We start from the raw sequence: 11,948 nt of genomic DNA on the forward strand, positions 1-11,948 counted from the left end.
CATGTCGACAGATCCAGACGCCGCCGCGAGACGCATCATGAATCAGTTCGGCGAGGAAAGCCACATTCCCTACCTCAACATCGAGGAAGGCGACGTCGGCGTCCTCATCGCCTTCCCCATCATCGGCCTCTTCCTCGCCGCACTCACCGGGATTGACTCACTTGCCCTCCCGTTCGTCGCGGGTGGGTTCGGGCTCGGCGTCGCCATCATCTACGTCGCCCCAAGCCACCTCAACGCCTGGACGTGGGTGACCGACGTCTACCAATATCTCAAACGTCCCCGTGCCACCTTCAGCGCCCCCGACGAACCGGACCCCGAGACGAACGAAGAAGTGCGGAACGAGGGCGGGCTGGCGAACTATACGCCGTTCCAGCCGGACGAACGCACCCAAGACCTCACCAATCTCGAACGTGCGTGGCCCGGTGCTGGTGCCATTCAGCGCTCGGATGGCACGATGGAGGCGTTCGTCGAGGTCGACCCGGACAACATGGACTTCGCCATGTCCGACGACTGGGCGCAACTCCAAGAGGCGGGCGCGGAGTTTGCGAACAAGGAACTCGACTCGAAGCTCAAACTCCACGCCACCACCCGCGAGTTCCCCGTCGAGCAAGTCGTCGAGAACATCCAGGACCGCCTCGACGACGAGGACGTTCAGGCGAATCCCGTCTTCCGCGAACTCCTTGAGGAATATCTTGAAACGCGCCCGCGTGAGATGCGCGAGCGCGGCATCCAGCAACTCCACTACTACATCGGCGTCGAGGTCTCCCCGATGGAGGTCTACGACCGCTATCGCGACGAATCCACCCCCGCCGAGAAGTTGACCGAGATCCCCGTGATCGGCTTCCTCTTCAACCCGTTCGTCACCCGCCGAGAGAATCTCCAAGAGACTGAACGGCGCGCACGGATGTTCGAAACCTTGGATGACCGTGTTGCCGCGGTCCGCAGTGAATTCGTGCAGCAGGCGAGTGGCTGGTCGGCACGCCGCCTCACCACCGTCGAACTGTTCACACTCACGATGGACTTCTGGAACGGCCACGAACACGACGTCGACGACCCCGACTCACTCATCCGCCAGCAACCAACCATGGATCACCAGAAACGGGAGGACACCGATGCATAACGCCCCCCTCCCCGCCGAGACGGGGTTCAGCGACCAACTCACACAGTGGGCGTTCAACCCTACGACGCCCGGCGGCATCCTCCTCTACGTGCTCGTAGCTGTGGTCATCGTCGCGACCACCGTCGTCGCGTGGACGCGTTATCAGGCCCGCGACGACGAACCCACCGTCGAGTTTGCTGACGTCCTCGACGAGGAGACACTCGAAGAGGGGCAGGCCGAGGGCCGCCTCCTCGACGAGATTGCCGAATCACACAAGACGGCAATCGCCCCAGCCGCGACCGAGTGGGAGACGCGTGCCGCCCACGTCGGCGAGCAGTGGACGAGCACGCTCTACGTCGCCGAGTATCCCGACCATCCAAGTGACGGCTACCTCAGCGATCTCTTCGAGCTCACAGACGTCGAGTTCGATCTGACTGCGCACGTCACCCCGAAGAATCAGGAGCGAGCACGAACCGAACTCGAGGAAATCGCGGACGATCTCCAAGTCGATGCCGACCTCGAGCAGAGCGTCCGAGGTGCCTACCTCCAAGAGCGTGCTGACGAAGCCAAAGCTACCTACAAGGCCGTCGAGAGCGGCGCGAACGTCTTCGACCAAGGCGTCTTCATCACCGTTCGCGCTGACGAGAAGGACGACCTGCAGGACGCCGTCCGCACCGTCAAGAGCACGCTTCGGGACGATCCGGCGAACCTCACGCCGAAGACCGCGATCTGCCGGCAGGACGTCGCCCTCCAGTCCGCTGCCCCCATCGGCGACAACGAATTCGGCCGCGAATCCATCGCCCTCGGCGGTGCCATCGGCGCGTTACTCGCCTCACCACACAATGCGACGATTCTCGAGGAGGGTGGCGTCGAGTTCGGCATCCACAAGGACAACCAGAGCCCCGTCGTCATCGACCCCTTCGAACGCGACAACGGCTACGCCATGTTCACTGTTGGGGACACCGGCTCCGGGAAGTCATTCAGCTCGAAGCAGAACTTCATCCGCTCGATCGAACAGGACAGCGACCGCATCGGCATCGTCCTCGAACCACTCAACAACTGGGCGGGTGTTTCGGAGGCCCTCGACGCTCAGCGCATCACGGTCGGTGGGACGCTCGGCCTCAATCCCTTGGAGATTCGGCAGACGCCCGAGCACGCCCAACGTGCGATGGGGGAGGACGCCAGTCCGTTCAACGAGAAGCTTGATGACGCGATGAGCTTCCTCACCAACTTCTTCGCCCTCCGCGGCATCTCGCTCGGCGACAAGCGAACGACGCTCGAACTCGGCTTGCGCTCAGCATACGCTCGGCAGGGGATCACCGACGACATCGCGACCCACGACAATCCGAGTCCGACGATCCGCGATATGCTTGACGTCTTCGAGGAGATGGTCGCTGATCCCGAAGAGTTCATCGTCCGCTCTGAATCCGAGGCGGAGAAAATTCAGGCCGACGCGACGTGGCTTCTCGACCAACTCCGTCCCTTCGAGGAAGAGGGCCGGCACGCGAATCTCGGGAAGGCCTCCGCATTCGACATCCGGGACGAGAAGACGATCTATCTCGACCTCGCCCAACAGGAAGGCAGCGTCGACTCCAGCACCGCACTCACGATGCAGCTCCTCATCTCCCTCGTCTACGAGCGCGCAAAGGAGACGGAGAAGGAGGTCGTCTTCGTCATCGACGAGGCGCGCTACATCATGCAGGACGCCGCGAGTCTCGCCTTCCTCGAGACAGTTTTCCGCCATCACCGCCACCACGATCTCTCGATTCGTCTTGTGACCCAGACTGTCGACGAGTTCTTCGAACACGCCGAGAGTGAGGCGATCCTCGACCAGTGTGCGGTCAAGCAGTTCCACCGCTTAGATGGGATGGACGAAGAGTGGGCGGACGAGTTCGGGCTGAATCACGCCCAGATGCGCTACGTCCAGGACGCCGTCCCCGGCAACGAGGACGCCGGCTTCTCTGAAGCGCTCGTTGGCGTCGACGGCGAGTGGCGCGGTATCCAGGTCGAGGCGATGCCCAAGGAGAAGCAGGTCATCGACTTCGACCCCACCACCCAAACCCGCGACGAACTGCCCGGTGCAACCAACGACGAAACCGAGTCAGCAATGCATTCGTTCCAACAGCAACTCAACGAGCAGACCGCTGAATCGAACGACAAATCGGAGCAGGTCGCCGAGACGGACGGTGGTCGCGATGAGTGAGTACCTCCGTGTGACCCCAACCTCCGAAGAACTGGATCCGTCGGGGATTCCGCGACTCCTTGAGAGCCTCCACAAGCTCACTAGCGAAGATTCCGGCTTAGATTCGACGTTGAATCCGTTGTCGTCCTCGACACCGCCGCGCTTCGAGTTCCTCGCGCTCAGCGACGGCGAAGACGCGCCCGTCGAGTTCTACTACGGTGCCGACAACTCACTCGACACCGTTGAGGAGCGCCTGCAGTCGATCTATCCGACGACCTTCGACATCGAACGTGTCGACCTCGACGTCGAAGAACGGCTTGCTCAGCCAGCCGAGTACTCACGTGAGGAGTTCCTCAACGCCTACCAGCAGGGCAATCTTCAGTACGAGTTCGACGAGGACGAGCAGTACGCCATCACCGACGAGGGGGAGGCTGAGGCGCCCGACGTCGATGTGACTGCGGACAGCGTGGTGTCCGTCGGCGAGACTGCACTCGAACTCGCCGTCGCGGACAACGCACCGGTCGAGAAGCCGTCCGTGACTGAGGACGGAACGATTCTCGCACGGCCGGCGACCGAGACGGTCTCGCCGTATGGCGTGCGCTGGCAGGGCGATGCCACACGCAAGAAAGACTGGATGACGTCGCTCACCCCATTCACGGACGGCGAGGACGAAGAGTCCCTCTCGGCTGTCGACCAGCCGGGTGCGGCGCTCGCCTCGCTGATCGACCACGTGAATGACGCCGAGGAACCACTCGCCTTCCAGGTCGTCTTCGAGCGCCGGGAGAGCTGGCAATCCGACGCTGGACTCCGCAAAGAAGACCTGCGCGATGGGCGAGACACGTGGGCGCAGCGGATCATCGGTGGCTTACTCGAGTTCGGGGAGTCCGAACGCGACGAGCGCGAGTTGAGCGATATCGTCGAACGCCGCCTCAACGCCATCGAGGCGACCAACCCCCAGCGCTCGTTCACGGCGAACATCCGGGCAGTCGGTGTTCCAACCAGCGACGACGGCCAGGACTCACTCGACAAGCGACTGTCGTCGCTCGCCCCGGTGTTCGATCCACTCGACGGCCCGTTCTACGATGTTGAGTCCGAACGAGTGCGTTCGAGTGGGTTCCGCGAGGCGAAAAAAGAGAAGAACGCGCGCAAGGCCCTCCAGCGCCTCCTCGATCGCGACATCGTCACCGGCCGGTGGAAGACACGACCCGACTTCGTGCTGAGCGGGCGGGAACTCGCGCACTTCCTCCTCGTCCCCTCCGCCGAACAACTCTCAATCGAGGGCTCTCGCGGGACACGGGCAGAACAGCAGAGTCGGAATCCACTTCCGCGCCCGAATCCGGATCTTCGCGAGCAGTTCCGTGAGGGAATGGCGATCGGCTACGCACTCGACGAAACGGGGGATCCAGAGGACGAGCCAGTCCGCATTCCTCCGGATCTGCTCACGACTCACTACGGGCGTTTCGCGTCGACGGGCGCCGGCAAGTCGAAAGCCATCATCAACGACGCACTCTCCCTCCGCGAGACGACTGGTGGCCCCGTCGTCATCGTTGACCGAAAGGGCGACGGCATGTGCCAGAACTATCTCCGCAGCCACCACGCACAGTTCGACGACGCAGAGGACGTCTACCACTTCCGCGTCCCCGAGACCATCCCCGCGTTCTCCTTCTTCGACATCCGGCCCGCACTTGCGGCCGGTCGGAATCGAGAGGACGCCGTCCAGGATAAGGTCGATCACTTCCACGATATCCTGCGGATGATTCTCGGCCAGGAGAAACACGAGCGGGCGTTCGTCGCCAACGAGATTCTCAGCCAGCTCATCAAGGCGCTCTTCGACGCCGAGTACGGCAGCGACGTCTTCGGACTCAACGACCTCTTCACCGCAGTCCGCCGGATGCAGGACGAACAGACGATCCCGCCCGTCTCGATGGCGAACCAACCAGTCGAGGAATCCTTGACGCGCCATCTCTCAAAGGAGGAGTCACAGTTCCAAGCGTCGATGGACGCGGCCGGGAATCGCCTTGAACAACTCCGCGAAAGCCCCCACCTCCGACGTGTCTTCAACCATACGCCCGCGCAGAACGACGCCGGCGAGTACATCGAGAACCACTTCGACTTCCGAAACTTCCTCGACGAAGACGTCACCATCCTCCTCGACTTGGGCGACCTCCGCCCGGAAGCACAGCAGGCAGTCACGCTCCTTCTGTTGAGCAACCTCTGGGATGCCGTGCAGGTGCGGCGGCGCGACGGCCAAACCGACTACGAGAACCTAACCAACCTCATCATTGAAGAAGCCGCGCCGGTCGCGTCGACGCGACTCGTTTCCGAGCAACTCCTCCCCCAGGGCCGCTCGTTCGGCCTGAGCATGGGGCTCGTGATGCAGTTCCCCGGCCAAGTACGCAATCGCAGCGAGCGTGCCTACGACGAAGTCTTGAACAACATCAAGACGAAGCTCATCGGCAACATCTCGATGGAGCGAGACCTCGCGGAGTCGCTTGCACACGAGGGATTGAGTCCGACCGAACTCCGGAATCGCGTGAACACACTGCCGAGTGGAGAGTGGATCGCCCAGCTTCCGAGTCCAGCGTTCGGCGAAACCGGCCCGTCGCCGTTCTCGATGAAGCCACTCCCCATCGCCGAGGGCCACCCAGAAAGCGACACTCCGCTCACCGAAATGGAAGCGTCCCAGTTCGAGTCAGTAACACTCCCACGTATCGTCGAGCGAACGCAACGCCAGTACGGCCTCAGCGCAGAATCCGATACAGCCGCGGACGACGGCTGGGGGAGTGGCTCTGACAACTCCACATCGCCGGAGGCGGAAACCACCCATTCCGAGTCGACGATGCTCAGTGGCTCACCCAACGAAACCAGTAGTGACTCCACCGCTACCGAGAGCAGTCCGCTTCTCGGCGGTGGTGACTCAACAAACGACTCGGAAATGTCGGCCTCCGAGTCGGCCTCCGAGTCGGCCTCTTCGGAGTCAGAAGCCGATACATCGCCAGTTGACGCTGGTGGAGTGTCCGTCCCTGACGCAGAGTTGGACCGTCGTGGACTCAGCCGCGACGATGCACGCTTCCTGCAGGACGTCCTCGACGTGATGAACGGCGCTGCCGACGCTCAATCCCTCCTCGAGCCGATGAGTGAACTCCGCGACGAGTACGCCGATCTCGACATTCAGCGACTCCTTGATCAAGACTTGCTCGCGCAGGCGTCCGCTTGTGGACGGACCTACTACACCGTTCTCCCAGCGGGTCGTGAACTTCTCGGCGAGCGACTCGCAGTCGGTCCCGGACAGGGCGATATCGGTGAACGAACACCCCACAAGGTCGGTGTCGAACTCCTGCGTCGCTGGCTCCAAGACCACAAGTCCGTCACGCGTGTCGAAACCTACTACGAACACGACCCGGAGACGGTCTTCGACGTCGCCGGCTTCGACGACGATGGAACGCTCGTCTGGGTCGGTGAAGTAGAGATGGCGAGTCACAACAACGACGCGCCAATCGGAGACTACGACAAAATGAGCGTCGTCGACGCGGACGTCGTCTGGGCGTTCAACAGACGCTCGTTCGCCGTCGAAACCATCGACACGCTCGCCGACGCGGATCGACTCGCAGACAACGTGAGTGGGCGCGCCACTCGCTCGTTTGCAGGTATTCGCGATGCGGTGAGTGAACTGGATGCCGCCGGGCTAACCACCGTTCAGAGCTTCAACCATCTCGACGAGACCTATAACGAATGACGTGGCGCGCTGCGACTCGCGACGACCTGGACACGTACTACAGCGACGAATTCCCCGACTATGTCGACGACCTGCCGTCGTTCATCACGGCGACCGGGCCGAAACAGTACGCACTCGCGTTCGACCACCCTCATCCCGTCCGAAAAGACGAGGTGCCGGACAAGGACTTCATTCGACGGGATACGTGGCAGACTGATACCGCCGGTGAGCGGCAGCAGGCGGAGTTCGACGGATTTGACGACGTTCTCGACTTCATCCAGCATCCAGCACGGAACGACCCGCTCGACGGAAGCGAATTCGCACTCGCTGACCCCGGCCTCCTTGACCAGCCAGACCCGCGTCCGGATGCAGTCTACTACGCCCTCGATAACTGGGAGCGCCCCTGGGTACTACTCGTCGACATCGACGCGAAAACGATCGCTCGCGAACGCGCCGCAGACGCACTCCCACAGGACACCAGCCATCGCGACGACGAGGCACTTCTCGAAGCGACCGGCATACTGGACGCAGACCCCACTGGGTATCCGTACGCCTTCGAGGACATCGACCAAGCGATCGAGTACGGATTCGAGGTGCGCGATATCTTCGCGGACGACTTCGACGCCGAGGAAACGATGGTCGTCTACAGCGGCCAAGGCGTCCACGTCTACCTCCTCGATACCGATCTCGCCCATCGCTACGACGCACAGAGTCGCGAGGTTCTCAACGACCTCCTCCTCGAGTCGTACGACATCCCAATTGACCCAGTCGTCACTGCTGATCGGCGCCGCGTCGCCCGCCTCCCCTACTCACTCCACGCTGACGTCTCCCGTATCGTCCAGCCGATCGAGTCTCCGCAGTTCAACCCACGGACTGCCACGCCAGCCTTCCTCGACTGATGGCTACCACAACCCCCACGGACGACGAACGCACCGCCTACCAAGTCGCCGCGCTCCCCACCGAGTATGGGGAAATTCGGATTAACCAGCTGTTCACGCGTGGGTTCAACCGCTATATCGTCGACGGCGAGGACCAGCCCCAAGACCTCCTCGACGACCTCGAACGCTTCGGGACGGCCGCGTTCAAAGACAACGTCCGAAATGCGGCAGCACGGGAGCCGTTCGTCGACGAACCGGGTACACTCGCAGTCCTCGCGACGCTGAGTGCGATCTGCATCAAATCCCACCCGAAGTTCGAGGACGTCCCCCCGCGGAAGGTCCAGCCACTCTACGACGTCCGCGAACTCTACGTGAACAACCTCGGCTCACTCATGCGCGACTACAGTAACGGTGCGCTCCAGCAGGATATCGCGGAGGTCCTCTACGCGAAAGATCCGGGAGAGGATGGCCCGCATCCGGGACGTGTCTGCACCGGAATCAAAGAGATGCCCGAGTTCGGCGGCGGCCTCTACCTCGAAATCCCGATGGCCGCCGCCTCCCGGAAATGTCTCGTCCGCGACGACCAACGGCCCAGTGATGAGGGTGAGACGGCGGAGATTCGGACGCGTGTGAAGGACAACAACCTGTACGTGCCGGCTGGTGATTTCGACGAGAAATACAGCGAGTACGCACGAGACGCGTTCAAGACACTCCTCCGCGTGCAAGAAGATGGGCTCTCCGAGGATCAGCAGACGTGGTTGGTGGCGAACGAGTCGGCAATCACCGAGCGGATCGACCGCTTCCTCGAGGGTGGCAACCACGACCGCATTTGGCGGGACTGGGACCGAGGTGAACGTCTCGTTCGCGTCCTTCGAGAGGCAGTCACCCACGCCGCGGATGACATGGCGACGGTTGGGGCGTTCCACTCCGCGCAAGCGCTCTATGACGCGCTGGCTGCCTACGACCTGGAAGCAGCGTGGAAACAGAGCATCCAGAACCGGGTGTCGAGTCCGCGCAGTCTCGGCAATCTCCTCGTCTCGCAGCAAGACCACCGCAGACTCACCGTCAAGCACGACCGAGAAACGAACCAGTACCGGATCGATGCGTCGTCACGTGGCGCTCACCCGATCACCGTCGAGTCGATCGAGGACCTCTTCGAGCTGCCCTGCATGGCGAATATGGCTGAGCGGCTCCAAGAGAAGAAGCCCGTTCGGAAAGACCTCTATAACTTCGTGCGGATGGTGATGTGGCTCCCGCAGTACCAGGAGAGTAGTCTGGACGAAATCGTCGCCGACCTCAAGGACGTCTTCTCCCAGTGGCCGTGGTACGACGAACAGGAGACTGAGTACCAGATCCGCTACGAGTTCTCCAACACCATCGACGGCGACACCCCGCTTCCGATGAACTGCGATAACGACGACCTCCAACGCTACTGTATCGGACGGGATCAATGCGACTACTCCATCTGGGGTAGTGTCCCCTTCCCGGACGAAATGTACGACCAACTCGACGGGCTAGATTCCGCCAGCGAATTCTAGCACCAGCCGAATAACTCCACATTCAGATAGGTAGGAAGACATAGATATTATGGAAGAGTCCAATTCTCGTCGCGCAATTTTCCTCGGGTTTCACGCGCTCTAAACCCTAATTCTCTAATTCAGATCTGAGGGCTGGCTCAAAGCCAGGGGTTGAATGCTAGTCCGTGATCCGTGTAACAGGGCCGGTATTTGGCTTTACCCGCGATTTCGGGGTTCTAAACCCGCCGTCGCGCAGAATTCCTATTTCTACATGAAACCCCGATATCGTCGCGCGGATTGCTATCAGCTTAAATCTGCGCGACGGACCTCTACCAGATTTTAAGCCCGTTATTTTGCTCTCTGCACCTTCGAAATCGTCCAAAGGAAGGTAGAGGTACAGGGTGCAGATGCCACGGGCTATGACTGGCTGGAGGATGGAATTTAGTTCTGTTCAGTCTATATTCATATCTGTATCTTAGGATGTTTCTGTGAGAGGTGCACTGAGGAGAAGCGGCATAGCGATGCGCCGTGTTTAACCAACAAACTGGGGGGGATTCCGTTTGGACGTTGGTTAACAGTAAGTGGAGGTGCAGATAGTGTATTCAGTCTCAGTTTCGAAGCTGCCGGCGGTCGTTGTTATTCGCCTTGGCGAAATAGAGTGCATGCTCGCCACAGCATTGATGGTGCGATGAGCGTGTTGAGCAGCTCACTCAATCGGCTCCTAAGAACTTCCAGAAGGAGCGGCGCTCGCATGCAATACTGGTGGGTTGGATGAACTCCCGGTGAAAACCGTGGGTGCTCAAGGGCGTGGCGGGAGTGAGACGGCGTAATGGGGTTTGCCGATCCGGCATCGCAACCACGAATCACCGATCTGTCGGGCATTGATCCGATCGACTTCAAGATTCAAAATACACAGTTCCTGAAGAGCGATACGGAGTACGAGCAGACCGGCGCAGAACAGTTTGATGTACTCCGTCATCGAATCTGGGTGACGCGCAATGGCGATATTCAGCGTGTGCTCGATGAGTTCCCGCGAGATGCACCATTGTACGAGCAGTGTGCTGGCTGGATACATGCAATCGCCGGGAAGCACTTCTTTCCAGACGCGAACCATCGGACTGCACTCGTTCTGCTCCGCGAACTCCTTCGCCAGAACAACCTTACTCTAGGACGGTGGCCGGCGTCCATCTCGCGAGAAACCGTCCTACACTCCCATCAAGTCCGTCAACAGCTCCCCCCAGTCCGACTAGATACGCTCTATCGGCACGATCGACTCTTCCTCGTCTGGCTCCTCTACTTCAAAATCGTGCTGCAAAATGCCGCTCGGTGATGTCGTGTCGGACGGGCCGAGTTATTCCTCGTCGTCCTCGGGTGTCGCCGCGAACGCCTCGTACAAGTCTTCGTTCTCCGCCACATCCCGATTCATGCGGCGGTGGGCGTCTTCATGCATCGTATCCCTGTCTACGGCGCTCGTGAATTTAGTCTTTCGGGGATCGACGCCCGCACACTCATTAATGCGGCAGTCCACTTCGGAGCGGCGGCCTGTCGCGACGGCGACTGCAGATCCACGACTACTCATCAGAGAGTCGACGACGAGACACTTCAAGGGTCGTGGTACTCGGTTATGCGCCTTCCTCAGTCATGTGTCTCCGCCGGTCGTGTTTGTCGCCCCTAGTAGGGGTAGAGGGGCCATTGAGCGCCTCCTCAAGCAATTATGTCCGAACACGACCAGCGACACGGAACGCGGCGTCGCAATGCAGAACTCGACACGGAACAGCGCCCACGAACACCACTCCAACTCCACGTGCCCAACGACGTCAGCGAGTTCGCGATCCGGCGGTTCGTCGAGGGGATTATCTCCGAGTTGAAGCAGTCTCCCGTTGGCGTGGAGTACACGTCGACGACACTCCTCGGGACGAAGCGCACGCAGTACATCGCGCAGGGGTCGGGGACGATGTTCCAGAAGCGACTGTATGACCCACGGCTGGGGTGGCGCGAGGAGTCCGTCCGCCAGCTCACCGTGCAGGACGACCTCGTCGCCCGGCTCACGCTCGATCGCCCAGTCGAGGACGGCCAGTGGGCGCGACGCCGCGACTGCTGTCGGCTTCGCCCCGTCGGCGTCCTTCGGCGTCGCTAGATGAATTCGTAACCAACGCGCTCCGGTCTATCGATAATCCGTTGGTTAAGCCTGAGATCGCGCACGCAGAATGCGGTAGTTGGTGGGAAGGTTCACAAGCGCACCGGTCGTACACTCAGTCACGAACGCCACGTCCCAATGACGCGATTCCCTAACTCATCCGATCCACGACCCTCACTCCCAGACTGGGTACAGGAGGCCTACGAAATCCTCGTGGATGCAGCAGATAGCCCAGAGAGCGAGTTCTCCTACGACGAAGCATATGCACTCCTTAATGAGTCGGACACGTTCTCGGCAGAACATAGCGATAGCGAGTATGCCGTCAAGCGCCTGCTCAACCGTGGCTATCTCTACGAAGCCGATGGCACACTCCGCATCACCGAAACAACCCTCGACTAGGCAGACACAGGTCTATTTCGT

The 11,948-nt window shown here is 60.9% G+C and carries 9 protein-coding genes; 8 read left to right on the plus strand and 1 reads right to left on the minus strand.

All coding sequences use genetic code 11. The annotated features are described in order from the left end of the window. Position 1: 1 nt before the first annotated feature. The 6 genes from IEX91_RS14545 to IEX91_RS14570 all read left to right on the plus strand — a co-directional run bounded on the left by IEX91_RS14545 (position 2) and on the right by IEX91_RS14570 (position 10,721). The gene (locus IEX91_RS14545; RefSeq protein ID WP_188879897.1) at positions 2-1,120 is read left to right on the plus strand and encodes a hypothetical protein; all 1,119 of its coding nucleotides are present in this window, start codon (positions 2-4) and stop codon (positions 1,118-1,120) included. After that, positions 1,113-3,302, plus strand: coding sequence for a VirB4 family type IV secretion system protein (locus IEX91_RS14550; RefSeq protein ID WP_188879899.1), 2,190 nt, complete (start codon positions 1,113-1,115; stop codon positions 3,300-3,302). Before IEX91_RS14545 ends, IEX91_RS14550 begins: the two co-directional genes overlap by 8 nt. After that, positions 3,295-7,017, plus strand: coding sequence for an ATP-binding protein (locus IEX91_RS14555; RefSeq protein WP_188879901.1), 3,723 nt, complete (start codon positions 3,295-3,297; stop codon positions 7,015-7,017). The genes IEX91_RS14550 and IEX91_RS14555 overlap by 8 nt, the downstream gene beginning before the upstream one ends. Further along, entirely contained in the window at positions 7,014-7,895 is an 882-nt protein-coding gene (locus tag IEX91_RS14560; RefSeq protein ID WP_188879903.1) for a bifunctional DNA primase/polymerase, read from the plus strand. Before IEX91_RS14555 ends, IEX91_RS14560 begins: the two co-directional genes overlap by 4 nt. Beyond that, a complete protein-coding gene (locus IEX91_RS14565) occupies positions 7,895-9,412 on the plus strand; it encodes a primase-associated protein (protein WP_188879905.1) in 1,518 nt (505 codons plus the stop codon). The genes IEX91_RS14560 and IEX91_RS14565 overlap by 1 nt, the downstream gene beginning before the upstream one ends. 808 nt (positions 9,413-10,220) lie before the next feature. Further along, positions 10,221-10,721: a hypothetical protein gene (locus IEX91_RS14570; RefSeq protein WP_188879907.1), complete on the plus strand. Its 501-nt coding sequence runs from the start codon at positions 10,221-10,223 to the stop codon at positions 10,719-10,721. A 21-nt stretch (positions 10,722-10,742) separates the two neighbouring features. Here IEX91_RS14570 and IEX91_RS14575 read toward each other — a convergent pair whose 3' ends face one another. Beyond that, the gene (locus IEX91_RS14575) at positions 10,743-10,997 is read right to left on the minus strand and encodes a hypothetical protein (protein WP_188879909.1); all 255 of its coding nucleotides are present in this window, start codon (positions 10,995-10,997) and stop codon (positions 10,743-10,745) included. Positions 10,998-11,105: 108 nt separating this feature from the next. Here IEX91_RS14575 and IEX91_RS14580 point away from each other — a divergent pair, with 108 nt between their 5' ends. Further along, positions 11,106-11,528, plus strand: coding sequence for a hypothetical protein (locus IEX91_RS14580; RefSeq protein ID WP_188879910.1), 423 nt, complete (start codon positions 11,106-11,108; stop codon positions 11,526-11,528). A gap of 213 nt (positions 11,529-11,741) precedes the next feature. Further along, positions 11,742-11,927 (plus strand): hypothetical protein, encoded by a 186-nt coding sequence (locus IEX91_RS14585; RefSeq protein WP_229772912.1) that lies wholly within the window; start codon positions 11,742-11,744, stop codon positions 11,925-11,927. Positions 11,928-11,948 lie beyond the last annotated feature (21 nt).

This window comes from Halarchaeum nitratireducens (assembly GCF_014647155.1).
In the GTDB taxonomy this organism is placed as follows: Archaea; Halobacteriota; Halobacteria; order Halobacteriales; family Halobacteriaceae; genus Halarchaeum; species Halarchaeum nitratireducens.

Bases quoted from the DNA above. Each gene is read 5' to 3' on its own strand.
- IEX91_RS14545 (WP_188879897.1), top strand. From the start codon at position 2: ATGTCGACAGATCCAGACGCCGCCGCGAGACGCATCATGAATCAGTTC.
- IEX91_RS14550 (WP_188879899.1), top strand. From the start codon at position 1,113: ATGCATAACGCCCCCCTCCCCGCCGAGACGGGGTTCAGCGACCAACTC.
- IEX91_RS14555 (WP_188879901.1), top strand. From the start codon at position 3,295: ATGAGTGAGTACCTCCGTGTGACCCCAACCTCCGAAGAACTGGATCCG.
- IEX91_RS14560 (WP_188879903.1), top strand. From the start codon at position 7,014: ATGACGTGGCGCGCTGCGACTCGCGACGACCTGGACACGTACTACAGC.
- IEX91_RS14565 (WP_188879905.1), top strand. From the start codon at position 7,895: ATGGCTACCACAACCCCCACGGACGACGAACGCACCGCCTACCAAGTC.
- IEX91_RS14570 (WP_188879907.1), top strand. From the start codon at position 10,221: ATGGGGTTTGCCGATCCGGCATCGCAACCACGAATCACCGATCTGTCG.
- IEX91_RS14580 (WP_188879910.1), top strand. From the start codon at position 11,106: ATGTCCGAACACGACCAGCGACACGGAACGCGGCGTCGCAATGCAGAA.